The organism is Serratia ureilytica (genome assembly GCF_013375155.1).
In the GTDB taxonomy this organism is placed as follows: Bacteria; Pseudomonadota; Gammaproteobacteria; order Enterobacterales; family Enterobacteriaceae; genus Serratia; species Serratia ureilytica.
Genome location: NZ_JABXOF010000009.1, coordinates 51,679 through 70,960 on the forward strand (window position 1 = coordinate 51,679; position 19,282 = coordinate 70,960).

The 19,282-nt window shown below is 60.9% G+C and carries 20 protein-coding genes; 8 read left to right on the forward strand and 12 right to left on the reverse strand.

Annotation, left to right across the window (positions count from 1 at the left end):
• Positions 1-3: 3 nt before the first annotated feature.
• Positions 4-360, reverse strand: a complete 357-nt coding sequence (locus HWW83_RS17045; protein WP_033644996.1) for a DUF2500 domain-containing protein — start codon at positions 358-360, stop codon at positions 4-6.
• 160 nt (positions 361-520) lie between these two features.
• Here HWW83_RS17045 and HWW83_RS17050 point away from each other — a divergent pair, with 160 nt between their 5' ends.
• Positions 521-1,147 carry a lysoplasmalogenase gene (locus HWW83_RS17050; protein ID WP_033644998.1) on the forward strand — a complete coding sequence of 209 codons (627 nt, stop codon included), beginning with the start codon at positions 521-523 and terminating at the stop codon, positions 1,145-1,147.
• 40 nt (positions 1,148-1,187) lie between these two features.
• Here HWW83_RS17050 and HWW83_RS17055 read toward each other — a convergent pair whose 3' ends face one another.
• Entirely contained in the window at positions 1,188-1,565 is a 378-nt protein-coding gene (locus HWW83_RS17055) for an AprI/Inh family metalloprotease inhibitor (RefSeq protein WP_025304893.1), read from the reverse strand.
• A 54-nt stretch (positions 1,566-1,619) separates the two neighbouring features.
• Positions 1,620-3,083 (reverse strand): serralysin family metalloprotease, encoded by a 1,464-nt coding sequence (locus HWW83_RS17060; protein ID WP_176589442.1) that lies wholly within the window; start codon positions 3,081-3,083, stop codon positions 1,620-1,622.
• 680 nt (positions 3,084-3,763) lie between these two features.
• On the opposite strand from HWW83_RS17060, the gene HWW83_RS17065 reads away from it, so the two are divergent.
• On the forward strand, positions 3,764-6,082 hold the full coding sequence (locus tag HWW83_RS17065) for a zinc/cadmium/mercury/lead-transporting ATPase (RefSeq protein WP_176589443.1): 2,319 nt from the start codon (positions 3,764-3,766) through the stop codon (positions 6,080-6,082).
• A gap of 59 nt (positions 6,083-6,141) precedes the next feature.
• On the opposite strand, the gene HWW83_RS17070 is transcribed toward HWW83_RS17065, so the two are convergent.
• The 3 genes from HWW83_RS17070 to tusA form a co-directional block, all read right to left on the reverse strand.
• The gene (locus HWW83_RS17070) at positions 6,142-6,417 is read right to left on the reverse strand and encodes a type II toxin-antitoxin system RelE/ParE family toxin (protein WP_033645001.1); all 276 of its coding nucleotides are present in this window, start codon (positions 6,415-6,417) and stop codon (positions 6,142-6,144) included.
• Complete coding sequence (gene relB, locus HWW83_RS17075; RefSeq protein WP_223524348.1) at positions 6,417-6,617, reverse strand: type II toxin-antitoxin system RelB family antitoxin; 201 nt, start codon at positions 6,615-6,617, stop codon at positions 6,417-6,419. Before relB ends, HWW83_RS17070 begins: the two co-directional genes overlap by 1 nt.
• A gap of 61 nt (positions 6,618-6,678) precedes the next feature.
• Positions 6,679-6,924, reverse strand: a complete 246-nt coding sequence (tusA, locus tag HWW83_RS17080; RefSeq protein WP_025304890.1) for a sulfurtransferase TusA — start codon at positions 6,922-6,924, stop codon at positions 6,679-6,681.
• A 220-nt stretch (positions 6,925-7,144) separates the two neighbouring features.
• Here tusA and HWW83_RS17085 point away from each other — a divergent pair, with 220 nt between their 5' ends.
• The 3 genes from HWW83_RS17085 (at position 7,145) to HWW83_RS17095 (ending at position 8,924) form a co-directional block, all read left to right on the forward strand.
• Positions 7,145-7,804 (forward strand): 7-cyano-7-deazaguanine/7-aminomethyl-7-deazaguanine transporter, encoded by a 660-nt coding sequence (locus HWW83_RS17085; RefSeq protein ID WP_176589444.1) that lies wholly within the window; start codon positions 7,145-7,147, stop codon positions 7,802-7,804.
• Between the two features lie 41 nt (positions 7,805-7,845).
• On the forward strand, positions 7,846-8,280 hold the full coding sequence (locus tag HWW83_RS17090) for a GNAT family N-acetyltransferase (RefSeq protein ID WP_033652424.1): 435 nt from the start codon (positions 7,846-7,848) through the stop codon (positions 8,278-8,280).
• An 80-nt stretch (positions 8,281-8,360) separates the two neighbouring features.
• Positions 8,361-8,924 (forward strand): DcrB family lipoprotein, encoded by a 564-nt coding sequence (locus HWW83_RS17095; RefSeq protein WP_025304887.1) that lies wholly within the window; start codon positions 8,361-8,363, stop codon positions 8,922-8,924.
• Between the two features lie 34 nt (positions 8,925-8,958).
• Here the strand turns inward: HWW83_RS17095 and glpC are convergent, their stop codons facing one another.
• Genes glpC through glpA form a run of 3 tightly spaced genes read right to left on the reverse strand, consistent with a single transcriptional unit; the run spans position 8,959 to position 13,062 of the window.
• The gene (gene glpC, locus HWW83_RS17100) at positions 8,959-10,158 is read right to left on the reverse strand and encodes an anaerobic glycerol-3-phosphate dehydrogenase subunit GlpC (RefSeq protein WP_033645005.1); all 1,200 of its coding nucleotides are present in this window, start codon (positions 10,156-10,158) and stop codon (positions 8,959-8,961) included.
• On the reverse strand, positions 10,155-11,423 hold the full coding sequence (glpB, locus tag HWW83_RS17105) for a glycerol-3-phosphate dehydrogenase subunit GlpB (RefSeq protein ID WP_038874127.1): 1,269 nt from the start codon (positions 11,421-11,423) through the stop codon (positions 10,155-10,157). Before glpB ends, glpC begins: the two co-directional genes overlap by 4 nt.
• Entirely contained in the window at positions 11,413-13,062 is a 1,650-nt protein-coding gene (gene glpA / locus HWW83_RS17110) for an anaerobic glycerol-3-phosphate dehydrogenase subunit A (protein ID WP_038874123.1), read from the reverse strand. Before glpA ends, glpB begins: the two co-directional genes overlap by 11 nt.
• A gap of 364 nt (positions 13,063-13,426) precedes the next feature.
• Between glpA and glpT the strand changes: the two genes are divergently transcribed.
• The gene (glpT, locus tag HWW83_RS17115) at positions 13,427-14,782 is read left to right on the forward strand and encodes a glycerol-3-phosphate transporter (RefSeq protein ID WP_033645009.1); all 1,356 of its coding nucleotides are present in this window, start codon (positions 13,427-13,429) and stop codon (positions 14,780-14,782) included.
• Between the two features lie 82 nt (positions 14,783-14,864).
• Positions 14,865-15,944, forward strand: a complete 1,080-nt coding sequence (gene glpQ, locus HWW83_RS17120) for a glycerophosphodiester phosphodiesterase (protein ID WP_025304882.1) — start codon at positions 14,865-14,867, stop codon at positions 15,942-15,944.
• A gap of 43 nt (positions 15,945-15,987) precedes the next feature.
• Here the strand turns inward: glpQ and yigL are convergent, their stop codons facing one another.
• Entirely contained in the window at positions 15,988-16,785 is a 798-nt protein-coding gene (gene yigL / locus HWW83_RS17125; RefSeq protein WP_033645010.1) for a sugar/pyridoxal phosphate phosphatase YigL, read from the reverse strand.
• Between the two features lie 4 nt (positions 16,786-16,789).
• Positions 16,790-17,833 carry a lysophospholipase L2 gene (pldB, locus tag HWW83_RS17130; protein ID WP_089195353.1) on the reverse strand — a complete coding sequence of 348 codons (1,044 nt, stop codon included), beginning with the start codon at positions 17,831-17,833 and terminating at the stop codon, positions 16,790-16,792.
• A gap of 147 nt (positions 17,834-17,980) precedes the next feature.
• Here pldB and rhtB point away from each other — a divergent pair, with 147 nt between their 5' ends.
• A complete protein-coding gene (gene rhtB, locus HWW83_RS17135) occupies positions 17,981-18,601 on the forward strand; it encodes a homoserine/homoserine lactone efflux protein (protein ID WP_042783450.1) in 621 nt (206 codons plus the stop codon).
• Between the two features lie 48 nt (positions 18,602-18,649).
• On the opposite strand, the gene rhtC is transcribed toward rhtB, so the two are convergent.
• Entirely contained in the window at positions 18,650-19,270 is a 621-nt protein-coding gene (gene rhtC / locus HWW83_RS17140) for a threonine export protein RhtC (protein ID WP_033645015.1), read from the reverse strand.
• Between the last annotated feature and the right edge of the window lie 12 nt (positions 19,271-19,282).

The following is a 19,282-nucleotide window of genomic DNA, read 5'->3' on the forward strand; positions in this document are numbered from 1 at the left end:
CCGCTACGGCTGAACGGTGAACGAGACGAAGCGCGTGCCCTGCATGTTTAACGTGCCCTGCGCGCCTTTTTCTATCGGGTTGTACTGCCATTGCTTCAGCCGCAGCGTAATGTTTTCACCACCCTGGTTAGGGCTGAACACCACCTCGTAATACATCGGCTCGTTGACCAACGGCTCGCGCTGCGGCGCACGGGTCTTGGCGACCGGGAAGCTCCGCTTGTCACTCACCGTCACCTGCAGACTGCGCATCGGCGCGCGATCGTTTTCCGCCTCCTGCTGGCGCTGTTTGAAGTAACGTTGCGTGGCCAGCACGGCGATCAACGCAATGACGGCGACAAAAAATAACGGTGGCTTACTCATCGGTTTCCCATTTCCTTCACGGTCAAATCGGCGTAAACATAGCATTCTCAAGAAAGCATTGTCGATCGTCGGCAGGCTACCTACACTGAAATGAAGAAGTGACATGGGTGACAGTTTGGAGCCGGTGGTTGCGGCTCCCTCCTACATAAGGAAGACATAAATGAGTTGGCCGTTCCTTGCCGTATTCTTTTCCGGTTGGCTGTTCGTCGACGCCTCTTACCGTGGGCCGCGCTGGCAGCGTTGGGTGTTCAAACCCGTCACGCTGCTGCTGCTGTTGCTGTTGGCCTGGCAGGCGCCGGTGCTCAGCGCCGCGGGCTATCTGATCGTACTCGGCCTGCTGGCAACGCTGATCGGCGATGCGCTGCTTCTGTTGCCGCGCGAGCGGGTGCTGTACGCCATCGGCGCCTTTTTCCTGTCCCACTTGCTGTACACCCTGAGTTTCGCTAGCCAGATGACGTTCAGTCTGTTCTGGCCGCTGCCGCTGGCGCTGCTGGCGATCGGCGCATTGCTGCTGGCCGCCCTTTGGACCCGGTTGGAAGAGATGCGTTGGCCGATCGTCACCTATGTGGCGATGACGCTGCTGATGGTCTGGCTGGCGGGCGAGCAATATTTCCTGCGCAGCACCGATTTCGGCTTCTCGCTGCTGACCGGCACCTCGCTGCTGCTGCTGGCCAACGTGGTTTGGCTGCTCAACCGCTACCGCTTCACCTTCCGCGCGGCGGACGCCATCGTGGCTTTCTGTTACTTCTCCGGCCACTTCCTGATCGTGCGTTCGCTCTACCTGTAGAGACCTGCCGCGGGTTCGGCGCGCCGAACCCGTTTCTTCATCAAGCCAGCGCTTTCAACGTCAGGGCATCACCCGCACCCAGCTGATTGCGGTACAGATCGCCGTCGCGCGAGAAGAACGCCAGCGTGCTGCCATCCGCCTGCAGCAGGGCGATGCCGTCCGGCGCCGGGCGCCAGCCCACCACCTCGGCCGCAAATACGCTTTGCAGACAACGCTGCCGATCCACCAGTTGGTAGCCGTTGGTCTCGCTTTGCTCATTGGCCAGAAACTCGATTTGGCATTGCCGTTCGCTGTCGGCTACCTGCCATTGCCCCGCCAGCGACTGCGCGGTCGGCAGCGCCAGACTGCCGGCCATCACCGCACTCGTCACCATCATGCCCCCCGCCGCCAGGGCAGCGCGCGTTAAAGTACCTTTCATACCGGCTCCCACATCACGCCCGGCCGAGACTGCGCCGGGCGCTCCGTTGCTGCGTTACACGATAAAGTCAGTGGCGACGTCTACCTGACCGACGATTTTCACCAGGAAGTCCGGCGCCTGATGACCACCGATGTTCACCGACAAATCGGTCACGTTGTTGGAAGCGTTGTAGCTCAGCAGCGCTTCACCGGCCGCGCCGCTGAAGTGATCGACGAAGTGAATGAAATCGCTGCTCTGCGCTTCTTTGTTGAAGAACGAAAGATCAATCTTGTCGATCCCTTTCTGGAAGTCGCGGATCCAGTCTGAAGCGCCCGGCGCGGAATCGCTGGCGGCAGAGAACACGAAGATGTCTTTACCGGCACCGCCCCACAGCTCATCCGCCCCGCCGCCGCCGAACAGCACGTCGTTACCCGCGCCGCCTTTCAGCACGTTATTGGCCGCGTTGCCGACGATCACGTCGTTGCCGGAACCGCCAATGGCGTTCTCGATGGTCACACCGGCGGCGATCGAGACGTTGCCTTTCAGGCCGCCCACGTCGGAGAACGACTTCTCGTTCAGGTTGATGCGCTGGTTAGCGGTATAACCGGAGAAGTCGAAGGTATCGTTGCCACCCGCATCCCAGGCCGCAAAGATCACTTTCTGCGAATTGCTGGTGGTGCTGAGGAAGTCACGACCGGTGTTGGAGTTAAAACCGTACACGGTGTCGCCGGTGCGGGTCGACAGGTTGGCGCCATACAGATGTTGAATGGCGGCAATGTCATCCAGCAGCGGAGCTGCGGCGTAATGACCGCCGTTATCACCACCGGTGTTGGTTTCGCTCCAGTAGCTCATCAGGCTGAACTGACGGGTGTCTTCCGCATAAGTGACGTCGCGATAGGTCGGGTTGCCTTCACCGGCGTTGTAATCGCCCGGATGGCTCAGACCCAGCGCATGGCCAATCTCATGGGTAAACGTCTGGCGGCCGTAGTCTTCGGTCGCCGGATGCTTCACGTTGGACTGGTTGACGTTGTACCAGGTCTGGCCCCCCAGATCCTGCCCCTGCCAAATGGTGTTCGGCAGGAAGGCGTAGGCCTGGGTGCCGTAATCATAGTGGCCGGGACGATCCTGGCTGTAGTTACCGAAGGTGATGTTGGCCTTTTGTCCGGCCGCCACTTCGGTAAAGGTGATATTGGCGACGTCGGCCCAGGACTGCAGCGACAGCTTAGCCTGCTGCTGCTGTTCCGCGCTGAACTTGCTCAGCCCGGTGTCGCCGGCGACGTTGGTGGAAGAGAACTTATAGTCCGGGAAGGAGAAGGTTAATTTGACCGGCTGGCCAAATACCTTGTAACCGTTCCAGGTTTGGTTCTCACGGGTAATAAACAGCCCAGCTTGCTCGTTAGAAAATGAATCCTTGCCATTAATCTGAAGCCCGTTGCCCCGCTCATGATAATGCAACAGGTCGTCTACAGCATCGTAGCCGGTTGTGGCGGCCGCGAAGTTGGATTCAGTAATTTCAATTGCCTTTTTAGTAGATTGCATTGGTTCGATTCCACTCATTACCTGATTGATATCAATCAGACAGATAGACATAACCTCCCCGTAAGCCACGGTTAATGAACCTTAAGCTTGCTGGAAGGGGCTTATGCGCCGTTACCGGCAGTGTGTTTGGTAGAATTAATGCATATATATCAGCAAATAAGATCACCATTAAAAATGGTAATCGATTCCAATTATAGGCAGGACCGCAAAACTGCACATAAAATAATCAACCATTTATTATCGCAACGAAAGTTTGTTATGCTACTTTTTGCGCTTATTTACAAAACAAATGAAACTTAGAGAGGAGAAGTTGGCACCAAACTTCAATAGCAATGCGGCTTGCAGACACAAGCGAATCATGCTGGCTAATCAGGCGCAAAAAGATAAATTTTGCTAACGCGTTATAGATAAATAACTCTTTATTATTAGACCGGGCGACTTTTTAGTTTCTATAGGAATATTATTTTCTTATTTAAACTAACGGCGGCGAGACTTTTTCTCGAAATAGGTAATAAGAAAAAGCAATAGATTAAAATTCGCATTATTCATTATTGAATGAACCCCCCCATAACGCCCGTACGCCGTTAGCAATAATTCTCATCCGGCGCTTGACTCTGGAGTGGACTCCAGGGTGTAGAGTCAGCTGAGCAAACCCGGTTAACTGCCCGAAGGGGGACGTTATGCACAATCAGCAAAATCATAATCATCAGGAACATCACCACGCCGAAGGCGGATGCGGCTGCAACCACAGCCACAGCAAAACCCAGCATGGCTGCAGCAGCGAGCCGAAAAACGCCGCTGCGCAGACCGAACACGCCCATCACCATCACGATCATGGCGAGAGCGGCTGCTGCGCCGCCGCACACGACGATCCGGACGAGGAAAGCGACAGGCTGGCCGCCGCTCCCCCTTCCGGCAGCCAACGTTTCAGCTGGAAAGTCACCGGTATGGACTGCCCCAGCTGCGCCAAGAAAATCGAAAATGCCGTCACCGCGCTCCCCGGCGTTGACAGCGCACGCGTATTGTTCGCCACCGAAAAACTGGTGGTCGACGCACAGTCCGATATCAGCCTGCGGATCCAGGACGCGGTCGCCCAGGCCGGTTTTACCCTGCTCGGCGCTCAGACAGCCAAAGATGCCGTGCCAAAAGCCTCGCGCTTCGGCGAATTTGCGCCGCTGCTGTTGTTAACCACCCTGATGGTGGTCAGCTGGGTGCTGGATCGGATTAACCCGGAGCTGGGTCGCATCGCCTTTATCGCCACCACGCTGGTCGGGTTGGCGCCGGTCGCCGCCAAGGCGCTGCGTCTGATTCGCTCCGGCACGCCGTTCGCCATCGAAACGCTGATGAGCGTGGCGGCCATCGGCGCGCTGTTCATTGGCGCCACCGCCGAGGCGGCGATGGTGCTGCTGCTGTTTATGGTTGGCGAGCTGCTGGAATCCTACGCCGCCAACCGTGCGCGGCGCGGGGTGAAGGCGCTGATGGAGCTGGTGCCGGAAGATGCGCTGCTGCTGCAAGGCACGGAACGCAAACGCGTGCCGGTCGCCAGCCTGCGCCCCGGCGACGTGATTGAAATCGCGCCCGGCGGGCGTCTGCCGGCCGACGCCGAGCTGCTCAATCCGTTCGCCAGCTTCGACGAAAGCGCCCTGACCGGCGAATCGGTGCCGGTCGAGCGTCAACAGGGGGAAAAAGTGGCCGCCGGCAGCCTGTCCGTCGATCAGGCGGCACAGATGAAGGTGATCTCAGAGCCCGGCAAAAACGCCATCGACCGCATTCTGCAATTGATTGAAGAGGCCGAAGAGCGCCGCGCGCCGATCGAACGCTTCCTCGATCGCTTCAGCCGCTACTACACCCCGGCCATCATGCTGCTGGCCGTCGCGGTGATCCTGGTGCCGCCGCTGCTGTTCTCGCAGCCGTGGGAGACCTGGATCTATCGCGGCCTGACGCTGCTGCTGATCGGCTGTCCATGCGCGCTGGTGATCTCGACACCGGCGGCCATCACATCCGGGCTGGCCGCCGCCACGCGGCGCGGCGCGCTGATTAAAGGCGGTGCGGCGCTGGAGCAACTGGGCCAGATTCAAACCATCGCCTTCGATAAAACCGGCACCCTGACCGAAGGCAAGCCGACGGTCACCGACGTGCTGCCCATCGGCGCGCTCACCGAACAACGGCTGTTGCAGCTTGCCGCCGCGGTAGAGGCCGGTTCACATCACCCGCTGGCGCAAGCGATCATTAACCGCGCCGCCGCCAGCGGTGCCGAGCTGCCGCTGGCGCAGGCGCGCCGCGCCCTGGCCGGGGTCGGTGTGGAAGGGATCGTGGACGGCAAGACCGTGCTGATCAGCGCGCCGGGCAAGCTGGCGCCGGGCCTGCTCGACACCCAATGGCAGAGCCAGGTAGACAAGCTGGAAAACGCCGGTAAAACGGCGGTGGTGGTGCTGGCAGACGGCGCGCCCATCGGCTTGCTGGCGCTGCGCGATACGCTGCGCAGCGACGCCAAACAGGCGATAGCCGAACTGAACGCGCTGGGTATTCGCGGCGTGATGCTGACCGGGGACAACCCGCGCGCCGCCGCGGCGATCGCCGGCGAGCTGGGCCTCGACTATCGCGCCGGTCTGTTGCCGGAAGATAAGGTCGCCGCGGTTACCGAGCTGAACGAACTGCGCCCGACGGCGATGATCGGCGACGGCATCAACGACGCCCCGGCGATGAAAGCCTCCAACATCGGCATCGCCATGGGCAGCGGCACCGATGTGGCGCTGGAGACCGCCGACGCCGCCCTGACCCACAACCGGCTGGTGGGCGTCGCGGAAATGATCCGCATCTCGCGCGCCACCCACGCCAATATCCGGCAAAACATCACCATCGCGCTGGGATTGAAAGGGGTCTTTCTGATCACCAGCCTGCTGGGGTTAACCGGGCTGTGGCTGGCAGTGCTGGCGGACTCCGGCGCCACCGCGCTGGTCACCGCCAACGCGCTGCGGCTGTTGAGAAAGCGCCAATAACGTGACGCCAGGCCGGGTTCCTCAATGGGAACCCGCCATTATCGATTGCAGCGAAGATACTAAGGATATTGTCGGCGCGTATGTAATACCCGCAACACCCGGATGTGAGTTTCCAGCACCTGGTAAATCAGGAGATAATGGGGATGCAAGGGGATTTCATGCGTGCCGTCCACTCTGCCACGCCGGAAAATTCGAGGATGCCTGGCGGCGGGAGTGACGGCCTCCATGATGAGAACCTTCATTTTTCTGGCTGCCAGAGGGTTATCGTTGGCGATGAATCCCACAATCTCCGCCAGATCCTGACGTGCGGCTCGAGTCCATTCGATGTTGAGCATTATGCCTGCTTCGCGTTGATCCTGGCTTCTGCAGCAGCGATAACAGCATCCATTTCAGCCATCACGTCATCATGAGGAATACCGGGCCACGGCTCATCCATGGCTTCCTGAACTCTTTCAAGAAACCAGCGCTCATAGCCCTGTGTGTGTTCCTCATTTTCCATCTTGGCAACCGTAGGCAGTAGTAAAATACTCATCATCGTTTGTCCCTTTCGAACGCTCCCCAATCGCAGGGAGCTTATCTTACGAGACGATTAAAAACTATACACCTTTCCGTAACAGATAACGGTATGGCGCCTGCTCGGTCTCCTGCGCCACCAGCGTGTGCTCCATAAAGCGGCAGAACCCCGGGATATCGCGGGTAGTGGCCGGATCGTCGGCAATAATCAGCAGCGTTTCGCCGTTGTCCATATGGCGCACGGTTTTACGCACCATCATCACCGGTTCCGGGCAACGCAGCCCCAGCGCGTCGAGCGTCTGGTCTGCCTGGGCAAATAAGTCAGTCATGCAATTTTTCTCGTTCAAAAACGATCGGCGAACGCTCGCCGCATCTCATTAGCGCCTAGTTTACGCCGGTAGTTTTTCTGCGCAAGATGCGTTAACGTTTGCGTTAAATTTAACCATTGCATTGGTTGCGCAAACGCGTATCATGCCGCCGCGCAGCGTTTTTTGCTGTTTTGACAAGACACACTGGGTTCCCTCACCCCACTGCTAAAAAGGCTACAACATGTATTCGTTTACCGCACAGCAGCGCTTCACGGCGTTGGTCTGGCTTTCGCTGTTTCATATCGCCATCATTACCTCTAGCAACTACCTGGTGCAGCTGCCGATCACCGTTTTCGGCTTCCATACCACCTGGGGCGCCTTTACCTTCCCGTTTATCTTCCTGGCGACCGATCTGACCGTACGCATTTTCGGCGCGCCGCTGGCGCGACGTATTATCCTGGCGGTGATGGTGCCGGCGCTGTTCATCTCTTATGTGATCTCCACCGTCACCTATCAGGGAGAATGGCAGGGCTTCGCGGCGCTGAGCAGTTTTAACCTGTTCGTGGCGCGCATCGCCGTGGCCAGCTTTATGGCCTATGTGCTCGGCCAGATCCTCGACGTACACGTCTTCAACCGCCTGCGCCAACGCAGCGCCTGGTGGGTGGCGCCGGCGGCGGCGATGTTCCTCGGCAACATCAGCGATACGCTGGCGTTCTTCTTCATCGCCTTCTACAAGAGCAGCGATCCCTTCATGGCCAACAACTGGGTGGAGATCGCGCTGGTGGATTACAGCTTCAAGGTGATGATCTGCCTGCTGTTCTTCCTGCCGATGTACGGCGTGTTGCTGAACATGCTGCTCAAACGCATCGCGGCGCGCAGCGGCAGCCTGCAGCCGGGCTGAGTCGTGTTATTCTGGGCGGCCCTATCCTTTGGAGGCCGCTCATGACCCCAATCGTCCGCACCGCCACGCTCGAAGAAATCCACCGCCTTTACCAACGCATCCCCGAATTCGGCGGCCTGCACAGCCTGGCCGATCTGCAGCAACGTATCGGCGCCGCCCCCGCCAGCCTGTTGATCGCCGAGATAGGCGGGCAGCCGGCCGGTTTCAAACTCGGTTATCAACGGCAGGAAACGGTGTTTTACAGCTGGCTGGGCGGCGTGCTGCCGGCATTCCGTCGCCACGGCGTGGCGCAGGCCTTGTTGGCCGAACAAGAGCGCTGGGCGCGGGCGCAGGGCTATCGCCAACTGACGGTCAAAACCCGTAACCGGTTCCGCGCCATGCTGACGATGCTGCTCGCCCATCACTATCAGATTGTTCATCTGGAAAAGAAAGGCGAAGTGGCTGATTATCGGCTATTACTGGAAAAAAACTTGTGACAACATCTGCCTTGCATTTCAACCTGGAATAGGTTGCGATACGACAGTGAATCCCTACCGGAAAGGAAGAAGGAAGCCCGATGCGTAAAGTAGCGAAATTGATGGGTATCAGCCTGCTGGCGCTTGGCCTCGCGGCCTGCGACGGCAACACCAAAGACACCAAGGCAGCGCCAGACGGCGCGGCGGCCAGCGCGCCGGCCGGGCAGCAGGTGAGCCTGCTGGACGGTAAACTGGCGTTCACCCTGCCGGTCGGCATGGCGGATCAGAGCGGCAAGCTGGGCAACCAGGCCAACAACATGCATGTTTACGCAGACAGCACCGGTCAGCGCGCAGTGATCGTCATCTTGGGCGACAAGACCGCCGACAGCCTGGAGACTCTGGCCAAGCGCCTGGAGAACACCCAGCGCGCGCGTGACGCCAACCTGCAGGTGATCACCAACAAAGCGCTCGACGTCAACGGTGTGCCGCTGCGTCAGCTGGACAGCATCATCACCAGCGGCGGCGAGAAAGCCTATTCTTCCGTCCTGATCGGTTCGCTGAACAACAACATGCTGACCATTCAGGTGACGCTGCCGGCGGACAACCAGCAGCAGGCGCAGACTGAGGCCGAAGGCATCATCTCCACCCTGAAGCTGAAGCAGTAATCCCGCAGGGGCCGGTTCGCCGGCCCCTGAGTCTTTATGCCAACGCCTGCGCCAGCAGGGTGATCGGATGTTCGCAGCGTTTGCTGGTGGACATTTCTATCTGCCACTTGCAGGTCTCGCAGTCGGTCACCACCAGATCCACTCCGCTCTCTTCTATCTGCCGGAACAGCGGCGCGCCGATGCCTTGCGACGTGGCATAGTTCTCCGATTTGAACCCGTAAGTGCCGGCGATGCCGCAGCACTGCGAATCCAACACCACCAGCTCCAGTCCCGGTATCTGCCGCAGCAGCTCCAGGGTATAGGCGGTCCAGCCCATCTTCTCCATATGGCAAGGCGTGTGATAAGCCACCCGCAGCGGCGTGCGCTTGAGCGGCAGGCTGCGCCCCTGATTGATCAGGCGATAGAGATAGCGCGTCGCCAGCTCCACCCGATCGCGCACCGCAGTGGTGTCTACGTCCAGCAGATGAGGGTATTCGTCACGCAGGGTGAAGGTGCAGCTCGATGAGGTCGCCACCACCGGAATGCCGCGCTCCAGCACCGTTTCCTGCAGCGATTCGGCATTGACCCTGGCCTGCTTTTTAGCCTGCTCGATAAATCCGTTGGCGATCAGCGGCACGCCGCAGCATTTCTCGCGTTTCAGCAGTTGCACGCCGATATCCAGCGCGTTGAACACCCGGACCAAATCCTTGCCCAGCTGCGGGTGGTTATAGTTGACGAAGCAACCGTGGAAAAATGCCACCTGCTCGGCGTAACGCTGCTGAGCCTGCGCCTGTTGCCGGTACCAGCGGCGGAAGGTGCCGAAGGAATATTTCGGCAGTTCGCGCCGGTGATCGATCTTCAGCGCCTTGTCCAGCAGCTTGCGCACCGGTTTCAACCCGGTGGCGGCGTTGACGATCGGCGCAAACGGCGTCGACAGCGATCCCATGATATCGGTATGGCTGAGGATGGCATCGCGCAGCGTCGGCTTGCTCTGGGCGAAGTCGGCGCGGGCGCGCTGAATGATGTCGCCGATTTTGACGTCGGACGGGCAGGCCACTTCACAACGCTTGCAGTTGGTGCAGTATTTCAGCGCTTCGTCGTACAGCGCCGGGTCTTTCAGCCGCAGCCGCTCGCCGTCCGGCCCCGCCTGTTTCGGCCCCGGGTAGAGCGGGTTCACTTTGGCGACCGGGCAGTAAGTGGTGCAGACGGTGCATTTGATGCAGCTTTCAAAGCTGTGGTCCCGATGCAGGCTCATACGTTCTCCTCCGCGGCGATCTGCTGCGCGACGTGCAGCGCGCCGATCAATGACACGCCGGCGCCGCAGCCCTGCTGCAGCGGATCGTAGCCGCCGGCGACCGCGCCGATGGCGTACAGGTTGTCGAACGGCACTCCCTGCTTCATCGCCCGCAACCTGCCGTCGGTGCGCACGCCGAACTGCAGGTAAGGCTGCGGCGCGAACAGCTCGCGTCGGCTCCAGTCGGCGCGATCCGCCCGACTGTGTACGTCCAGCCCGAAGATCGGTTCGCGCACCCCGTCGAAATCGGCCACCAGCCCATTGCTGAAGAAGCTGCCGCTGGCCAGCACCACCTGCTGCGCCCGCAGCGGAATATCGCCGTGGTTGCGGGTGTACAAACCGGTGACGCGGCCGGCCTCGCTCTCGGCGCGCAGCACGCTGTCGCCCGGCATGAAAACGCCGCCCAACTGCTGGAAACGTCGCCGCAGCGCCTGATGCAAGCGCATGCCGGGCACCGAAGGCGGCAACGTCGGCAGCAGTCGGATCGGCTTGCCGACCGCATCCTGCAGCACCGCCAGCGACGCGTCGTCCTCCAGGCCCAGACAGGCCGGCAGGAAGAGCGCCTCGGCCTCGCCCGCCAGCCGCCGCAGCTCTTCGGCCATCGGCGGCAGGCTTTCCATCAAATCCAGTACCCGGGCGATGTTCACCGCGCGGAACTCGCTGGGATTATTGCGCAATCTGTCCAGCGCCGGCATGTGCAGATAGGCCACGTCCGTCTGCACGCCGAGCTCGCGGCTCAGGGCGTCGGCGGCCATCTGCGGTTGGAAGTCGAGGAACCCTTCGATGCCGATCACCGCAATACGCCGCCACGGCAGTTGGCCGGTCAGCGGCAGCGTCGGGATCGCCTGCGGGCTGAGCCAGGTGGCGCGGCGCGTGCCGAGCGGCGTGATGCGCAGATGGTTGTTCACCCCCTCGCCCTGCAGATTCAGCCCGCAGCGTTCCAGCAGCCGCTGCGCGGCGGCGGACAGCGCCGCCACCCGGCCGGGCCCGATCAGGGCGTACGGATGCTGCGGCGCCTGTTGCGCCAGCTGCGGCAACGCCGCCAGCGGCATCTCGACCGGCGTGCCGTCCGGCAATCTCGCCAGCAGATCGAGCGAGCCGGAGGAGAAGTAGAGCGCGCTCTGGCCAGAACTGACCACCGCGCAGCGCTTGCCCTGTTCGGCCACGGCAATGGCGCAGCTCAGGCCCGCCAGACCACCGCCAATCACCACGACGTCAAATCGCATCATCCGCCTCCTGCTCCTGGTCGGCCTGGGCTTCAAGCCCGCATAATCCCTGGTAAACCCAGCTGGTGAATTCGCTCTCGCGCAGCGCATCGCCCCAGGCGATCGGCCGTACGCCTTTCCAGCGTTCGTTGAGGAACTGCGACAGCTGCGCGATGGATTGCTGCGGCGTGCTGACGTTAAAGCGCGTCAACAGCCCGGCGGCGCGGCAGGCGCAGAGTTCGCCCTGGCAGGTGCCCATGCCGACGCGGGTGCGGCGGCGCAGATCCACCAGGTTATTGACGGTCAGCGAGTTGACCGCATAGCGCACTTCCCCGGCGGTCACCGCCTCGCATTCGCACACCAGGCTGGTGTCGAGCCGATCGGCCGCCGGCACCTGGCTGGCGCGATCGCCGTGCCGATAGATCGCCGAGCCGCGAATGCTGGCGGGCAGAGAAACCACGCTGCGCACCGTTTCCTCCGCCGACTGACGGGATCCGGGCAGCGCGTCCTGCGCGGTGGTGCACGGACTATTTACGCCGAGCTTTTCGCATACCTTGTCGGTGGCCCACTCCGCCATCAGGCGGTAGGTCATCAGCTTGCCGCCGGTAATGGTGATAAACCCTTCCAGCCCGTCGCGGGCGGCGTGATCGAGCAGCACGATGCCGCGGCTGACGTTGCGCCCGCTGGGATCGTCGTCGCTGGCCACCAGCGGCCGCACCCCGGCATAGGCGCGCAAAATGCGGGTCTGCGCCAGGGTGGGCGCCAACAGCGCCCCTTCGCGGATCAGAATATCCACCTCCTGCGGGGTCACCAGCATGTTGTCAATTTGGTCGTAGTCGATATGGGTCGAGGTCGTGCCGATCAGCGAGATGGTGTCGCCTGGCACCAGGATGTCGGCGTCCGCCGGTTTGCGGCAGCGGTTGATCACCATGTTGTTGATGCGATGGCCGAGGATCAGCAGCGCTCCCTTGGCCGGGAACATACGGATGCGCAAATCGGCGTATTCGGCGATCTGCTGGCCCCAGATGCCGGCGGCGTTGACCACCACCGGCGCATGCAGCTCATAGCGCCGCTGATTCTGATGGTCGTAAACGCGCACGCCCGTCACCCGATCGCCGCTGCGCAGCAACCCCACCACCTGATGGTAGGTCAGGATCTGCGCGCCGTGCTCGCGCGCGTCCAGCATATTGGCGGCGGTCAGCCGGAAGGGATCGACGGTGCCGTCCGGCACCCGCACCGCGCCGATCAGCGCCGGGTTAGCCGCCGGCTCCAGCCGCAGCGCCAGCTGCGGGTCGATCGCTTCGGCGTCGATGTCGGCCTGGCGACAGGCGGCGATAAACTGCTGCTGATAGTCCAGCGAGTCTTGCGGCAAGGTGATGAACAGCCCGTTGGTGCGCTCGATACAGTGATGCGCGATGCGTTTCAGGATGCGGTTCTCTTCTATGCATTCGCGCGCCGACTCGCCGTCGGTCACCGCATAGCGCGCGCCGCTGTGCAGCAAACCGTGGTTGCGGCCGGTGGCGCCGGTGGCGATGTCGTGGCGCTCCAGCAAAATGCATCGCAAGCCGCGCCGCGCACAGTCGCGGGCAATGCCTGCGCCGGTGGCGCCGCCGCCGATGATGATCACATCCGTTTCGCCGCCGTCAAAATAGCTGCTCATGTCGCTCCCTCAGGATCGGTAGTTATGAGCCTATTGAGCCACGGTTATTAGGGTCTTTGTTTGATAAGGAACAATAACGAACATGAAACGAAATAAAAATGTCCACAAAAAACCATCAATGTGATCATAATCACGATTTTTGGACGTTTTTCTATTTCATAACGTTAACGAATCGCTCAAAATCCGCCGTGGTTTCATGAAAGTGTAACAATTGCGCCATTCGTCACAGCGACACCAGGCGTATTTGATGACAATGGCGCTCGTTATGGAACACAAAAACACCACATTCGATATCCGCTCAATCATCAAATGAACGTAAAAGGTCATATTGATGTGATAACAGATAAAGCCATCGGAGGCGCTCATGTTGAGTATTTTTAAGCCGGCCGCACACATCGCCCGTGTGCCGAGCGATAAGGTAGACCCGCTCTACCGTAAGCTGCGCTGGCAAATTTTCCTGGGGATCTTCTTCGGTTACGCCGCCTACTATCTGGTGCGTAAGAACTTCACCCTGGCCATGCCTTACCTGATCGAACAAGGCTTCAGCCGCGGTGACCTCGGCTTCGCGCTGTCGGGCATCTCCATCGCCTACGGCTTCTCCAAATTCATCATGGGTTCGGTCTCCGACCGTTCCAACCCGCGAGTGTTCCTGCCTGCCGGCCTGATCCTGGCGGCGGCGGTGATGTTGTTCATGGGCTTCGTGCCGTGGGCAACCTCCAGCATCGCCATCATGTTCGTCCTGCTGTTCCTGTGCGGCTGGTTCCAGGGCATGGGCTGGCCGCCGTGCGGCCGCACCATGGTGCACTGGTGGTCGCAGAAAGAACGCGGCGGCATCGTCTCCATCTGGAACTGCGCCCACAACGTGGGCGGCGGCCTGCCGCCGCTGCTGTTCCTGCTGGGCATGGCCTGGTTCAACGACTGGCACGCGGCGCTGTACATGCCGGCCTTCGGCGCCATCCTGGTGGCCCTGATCGCCTTCGGCCTGATGCGCGACACCCCGCAATCCTGCGGCCTGCCGCCGATTGAAGAGTACAAAAACGACTACCCGGACGACTACAGCGAAAAAGACGAAGAAGAGCTGACCGCCAAGCAGATCTTCATGCAGTACATCCTGCCGAACAAGCTGCTGTGGTACATCGCGGTCGCCAACGTGTTCGTCTACCTGCTGCGTTACGGCATTCTGGACTGGTCGCCGACCTACCTGAAAGAAGTGAAGCACTTCGCGCTGGACAAGTCTTCCTGGGCCTACTTCCTGTATGAATACGCCGGTATCCCGGGCACCCTGCTGTGCGGCTGGATGTCGGACAAAGTGTTCAAAGGCAACCGCGGCGCCACCGGCGTGTTCTTCATGACGCTGGTGACCATCGCCACCGTGGTGTTCTGGATGAACCCGGCCGGTAACCCGACCGTGGACATGATCTGTATGCTGGTCATCGGCTTCCTGATCTACGGTCCGGTGATGCTGATCGGCCTGCACGCGCTGGAGCTGGCGCCGAAGAAAGCCGCCGGCACCGCCGCGGGCTTCACCGGCCTGTTCGGCTACCTGGGCGGCTCGGTTGCGGCCAGCGCCATCGTCGGTTACACCGTAGACTTCTTCGGTTGGGACGGCGGCTTCATGGTGATGATCGGCGGCGGCGTGCTGGCGGTTATCCTGCTGCTGCTGACCATGCTGAACGAGAAGAAACACCACGCGGAAATCGCTGCCGGCAAGCGCGGCTAACCGTCACACGACTTTTGCATGATTTAAAGGCCGCCCTGCGGCCTTTTTACTACCCTGCCCCCAACAACACGGAGAAAACGGAATGCGGACTCAAGTCAAAGCCCTGCTGACAGGGATCATTCTCGCTACCTCAATGGTCAGCGCCGCGCAGGCGGCGGACAAAGTGGTGATCGCCCACCGCGGTGCCAGCGGCTACCTGCCGGAACACACCCTGCCGGCGAAGGCGATGGCCTACGCGCAAGGCGCCGATTACCTCGAGCAAGATCTGGTGATGACCAAGGACAACGAGCTGGTGGTGCTGCACGACCATTACCTCGATCGCGTCACCGACGTCGCCGAACGTTTCCCGAACCGCGCACGCAAAGACGGCCGTTATTACGCCATCGACTTTACGCTGGCGGAGATCAAATCGCTGAAGTTCACCGAAGGCTTTGACATCGAAAACGGCAAGAAGGTACAGGGCTACCCTGGCCGCTTCCCGATGGGCAAATCCGACTTCCGCGTCCACACCTTCCAGGAGGAGATCGAGTTCGTACAGGGTCTGAACCATTCGACCGGCAAAAACATCGGCATCTATCCTGAAATCAAAGCGCCTTGGTTCCACAAGCAGGAAGGCAAAGACATCTCCAGCAAAGTGCTGGCGGTGCTCAAGCAGTACGGTTACACCGGCAAGAACGACAACGTCTACCTGCAGTGCTTCGACGCCAACGAGCTCAAACGCATCAAGAACGAGCTGGAGCCGAAGCTGGGCATGGATCTGAAGCTGGTGCAGCTGATCGCCTACAACGACTGGCAGGAAACCTACGAGCAGAAAGCCGACGGCAAGTGGGTGGAATACGACTATGACTGGATGTTCAAACCGGGCGCGATGAAGAAAATCGCTCAGTATGCCGACGGCATCGGGCCGGACTACCACATGCTGGTGGTGGCGGATCAATCCAAACCGGGCCACATCGTGCTGACCGACATGGTGAAAGAAGCGCACGCCAGCAAGCTGGCGGTGCACCCGTTCACCATCCGCGCCGATGCGCTGCCGAAGTACGTGACCGACGTAAACCAGCTGTATGACGTGATTTACAACCAGGCCGGCGTCGACGGCGTGTTCACCGACTTCCCGGACAAGGGCGTGCAGTTCCTGCAGAAGCAGGGCCAGCACAAGTAATAACAAGGGCGCCGCAAGGCGCCCTGATTATTTAAAGGTTATTTCAGAGGAACATCTTGCGCAGGTAGTGCGGCACCGCGTTATCGGCATTGGAACCGATCACCTCCAGCTCCGGCAGCATATCCTTCAGGCGCTGATGCGCATCGCGCATGATGCAGCCCTTGCCGGCCATCGACAGCATCTCCAGATCGTTCATGCCGTCGCCGAAGGCGATGCACTCTTGCAGCGTATAACCGATGATCTTGGCCACTTCTTCCAGCGCATGCCCTTTCGACACGCCGCCCGCCATCACTTCCAGGCAGGTCGGGAACGAGAAGCTGACGTTGACCCGATCACCCCAGCGGGCGTTGATGGCGTCTTCCACCTGCAGTAATCGCTCGTGGTCTTCACAGGTGAAGTAAACCTTGCAGACGCCGTCGGTTTCCAGCAGGCCCGGCTCGAACAGCTGATATTTGAACACCGACTCCTGGAAGTACTCTTCCTGCTCCGGGCTTTCGCGGTTGGTAAACCAATCGTCGTTGCGGTAGACGTTGGTGGTAATCTGCGGATCGTCGTGCAGCATGCCGTACAGATCGCGGGCGATATCCCCGTCCAGGTTATGGCTGAAGATCAGCTCGCCGGCCGTGTTGTGCACCCGCGCACCGTTGGAGGTGATCATAAAGGCGCTGATTTCCAGGCTGTCGCGGATCTGCGCCACGTCGATGTGGTGGCGGCCGGTGGCGAACACGAAATGCACGCCTCGCTGGGTCAGCAACTTCAGCGTTTCTTTAGCGTACGGCGACAGGGTATGGTCGGGAGACAGCAGCGTGCCATCTAAATCGGAAGCGACGACGTGATACATAGCGTTATGTTCTAACCTCTGATGGAGTTGTCGGCGGCAGCGCGCCGCCTAAGTGTTGAGCAAAGAAGCGCAGGATTGCGTTCAGTGCTTCGGCGCGCATCGCGTCCCGCTCGAACAGGATCTCATGGCGTGCGCCGTTGATAACCCACGGAACCCCCCCTTCGCAAGGGCGCCCCGCGTCTGACAGAGCCTGACAAAAAGCCTGGTGCGAACGGTTGTCGACCACCCGTTCTTCACCGGCCTGCAAAAGCAACAGCGGCGTTGTGATTTTCCCGGCCTGCGCGATGATCTGCCGGCCGGCGCGGATGCTCTCACGCACCCAATGGTAAGTCGGCCCGCCCACCTGCAGCTCGGGATAGTCGGCGTAATAACGCAGGCTGCGCCGGTAGCGCTCGCGGCTGTGGGTCAACACGTTGACCACATAGGGCAGCGGACGCCACTGGCCGGTGCCCACCGCGTAATAATCACGGATCGCCGGGCGTGTCTCCACCCAGTCGAGAATGCGGTCGGCCAGCCAGCCCGGCATCGGCAGCTGGATGCCGAACATCGGCGCGCAAAACGCCGCCGCGTCGAACGCCTGCGGCCGGCGCTGCAGGAACTGCGCCAGGATCGCGCCGCCCATCGAATGCGCCAGCGCGAAACGCTGCCGGTAACCGCGCGACTCGACCTCGCGCAGCCACAGCTGCTCGAAATCGTCCACGTAGTCGGCAAAGTTTACCACATGACCGCGGTGCGTATCCGCCAGTAAACGCCCGGAGCGCCCCTGACCGCGATGATCGACGATCACCACGTCGTAACCGCAGTGGAACAGGTCGTAGGCCACCTCAGGGTATTTCACGTAGCTTTCGATGCGGCCGGGGCTGACCACCACCACCCGCTGATGCCGCGCGGAACGGAAACGCACAAAGCGGATCGGCACGCCGTCCACGCCGCTGAACTCGCCTTCTTCGCGCTGCCGCCAGAAATCCAGCAGCGGCCCGGTGGCGAAGGCAGCGAACTGCGTTTCACGCGTTAACCAGTCATCGGAGCTGAGAGTGAACGAGGTCATCGAGAGCGTTTTCCCTGTGGAGCCGGCGGAAAATGTGACCGCTGGCACAAGAAATCATACTAGCGTATTGTGATTCAATTCTGACAAAAAACGGCGCCGCCTCGGCGCATTGTGGCACAAAACGACACTTTCAGGGAGCCGAGAACCATGACCTTGGACTGGTGGTTAACCTACCTGCTGACCACGCTTATCCTTAGCCTCTCCCCCGGATCCGGCGCCATCAACACCATGAGCACCGGCATCAGCCACGGCTATCGCGGCGCCGCCGCGTCGATCGCCGGGCTGCAGGCCGGGCTGAGCGCGCACATCGTGCTGGTGGGCATCGGCCTCGGCGCGCTGATATCGCAATCGCTGCTGGCGTTCGAGCTGCTGAAATGGCTGGGCGCCGCCTACCTGGTGTGGCTCGGCATCCAGCAATGGCGCGCCGCCGGCGCGCTGGATCTGCATGCGCTGGCGGGCAGCATGCCGCGCCGCCGCCTGTTCCGCCGCGCGGTGCTGGTCAACCTGACCAACCCGAAAAGCATCGTGTTCCTCGCCGCGCTGTTCCCGCAGTTCATCTTGCCCCATCAGCCGCAGGCCGAACAGTATCTGGTGCTCGGCGTCACCACCGTGGTGGTGGATATTCTGGTGATGATCGGTTACGCCACCCTGGCGACGCGCATCGCCGGCTGGCTGAAGACCCCGCGTCAAATGCAGCTGCTCAATCGGGTGTTCGGTTCGCTGTTTATTTTGGTGGCGGGGCTGCTGGCGACCGCCCGCAAAGCCTGACAAAAAAGGCCGGGCATCGCTGCTCGGCCTTGGGCATTTCACTGCCGGTTAGCGGGTAAAGATCAGGTGTAACCCGAAGCCGGTAAACAGCACGCCAGCCACCCCGTCTATCCACTTGGCCAACCGCTGATAACCGCGGCGCATCGCCGGCAGCGCGAACACCACCGCCACCAGGCTGAACCAGACGAAGGTCTCGGCGACGATCAGCAAGAACAGCCCCCAGCGCGCCCCGGCGCCGACGCTGTCGCCGACGAACAGCGAGAACACGCTGCCGAAATAGATCACCGCTTTCGGGTTGGACAGGTTGGTCAAGAAGCCGCGAATAAAGCTGCGCCCGGCCTTCGGCAACGCCACCTGGGCCTCTGCCGCGGGCGGAGCTTGCTGCGCCCGCGCGGAACGCAGCAGTTGCCACCCCATCCAGCACAGGTAAATGCCGCCGCCGACCATGATTATCTGATGCAGCCAGGCCATCTTCTGCAGGATCAGATGCAGCCCCATCAACGCCACGCCGGCCCATACCACGATGCCGAGCGAAATGCCGACCACGCCCATCATCGCCTCGCGGCGCGAGCGGCTGGCGGCGGTCTGCGACACGAAAAAGAAGTCCGGCCCCGGGCTCATCAGCGCAATCAGATGCACCAGCGCCACGGTGAGAAACAGCATCAGCATGATTTATCGCCC

Excerpts from the sequence above, each read along its gene's own strand:
- HWW83_RS17045 (WP_033644996.1), bottom strand. The coding sequence starts at position 360 with ATGAGTAAGCCACCGTTATTTTTTGTCGCCGTCATTGCGTTGATCGCC.
- HWW83_RS17050 (WP_033644998.1), top strand. The coding sequence starts at position 521 with ATGAGTTGGCCGTTCCTTGCCGTATTCTTTTCCGGTTGGCTGTTCGTC.
- HWW83_RS17055 (WP_025304893.1), bottom strand. The coding sequence starts at position 1,565 with ATGAAAGGTACTTTAACGCGCGCTGCCCTGGCGGCGGGGGGCATGATG.
- HWW83_RS17060 (WP_176589442.1), bottom strand. The coding sequence starts at position 3,083 with ATGCAATCTACTAAAAAGGCAATTGAAATTACTGAATCCAACTTCGCG.
- HWW83_RS17065 (WP_176589443.1), top strand. The coding sequence starts at position 3,764 with ATGCACAATCAGCAAAATCATAATCATCAGGAACATCACCACGCCGAA.
- HWW83_RS17070 (WP_033645001.1), bottom strand. The coding sequence starts at position 6,417 with ATGCTCAACATCGAATGGACTCGAGCCGCACGTCAGGATCTGGCGGAG.
- relB (WP_223524348.1), bottom strand. The coding sequence starts at position 6,617 with ATGATGAGTATTTTACTACTGCCTACGGTTGCCAAGATGGAAAATGAG.
- tusA (WP_025304890.1), bottom strand. The coding sequence starts at position 6,924 with ATGACTGACTTATTTGCCCAGGCAGACCAGACGCTCGACGCGCTGGGG.
- HWW83_RS17085 (WP_176589444.1), top strand. The coding sequence starts at position 7,145 with ATGTATTCGTTTACCGCACAGCAGCGCTTCACGGCGTTGGTCTGGCTT.
- HWW83_RS17090 (WP_033652424.1), top strand. The coding sequence starts at position 7,846 with ATGACCCCAATCGTCCGCACCGCCACGCTCGAAGAAATCCACCGCCTT.
- HWW83_RS17095 (WP_025304887.1), top strand. The coding sequence starts at position 8,361 with ATGCGTAAAGTAGCGAAATTGATGGGTATCAGCCTGCTGGCGCTTGGC.
- glpC (WP_033645005.1), bottom strand. The coding sequence starts at position 10,158 with ATGAGCCTGCATCGGGACCACAGCTTTGAAAGCTGCATCAAATGCACC.
- glpB (WP_038874127.1), bottom strand. The coding sequence starts at position 11,423 with ATGCGATTTGACGTCGTGGTGATTGGCGGTGGTCTGGCGGGCCTGAGC.
- glpA (WP_038874123.1), bottom strand. The coding sequence starts at position 13,062 with ATGAGCAGCTATTTTGACGGCGGCGAAACGGATGTGATCATCATCGGC.
- glpT (WP_033645009.1), top strand. The coding sequence starts at position 13,427 with ATGTTGAGTATTTTTAAGCCGGCCGCACACATCGCCCGTGTGCCGAGC.
- glpQ (WP_025304882.1), top strand. The coding sequence starts at position 14,865 with ATGCGGACTCAAGTCAAAGCCCTGCTGACAGGGATCATTCTCGCTACC.
- yigL (WP_033645010.1), bottom strand. The coding sequence starts at position 16,785 with ATGTATCACGTCGTCGCTTCCGATTTAGATGGCACGCTGCTGTCTCCC.
- pldB (WP_089195353.1), bottom strand. The coding sequence starts at position 17,833 with ATGACCTCGTTCACTCTCAGCTCCGATGACTGGTTAACGCGTGAAACG.
- rhtB (WP_042783450.1), top strand. The coding sequence starts at position 17,981 with ATGACCTTGGACTGGTGGTTAACCTACCTGCTGACCACGCTTATCCTT.
- rhtC (WP_033645015.1), bottom strand. The coding sequence starts at position 19,270 with ATGCTGATGCTGTTTCTCACCGTGGCGCTGGTGCATCTGATTGCGCTG.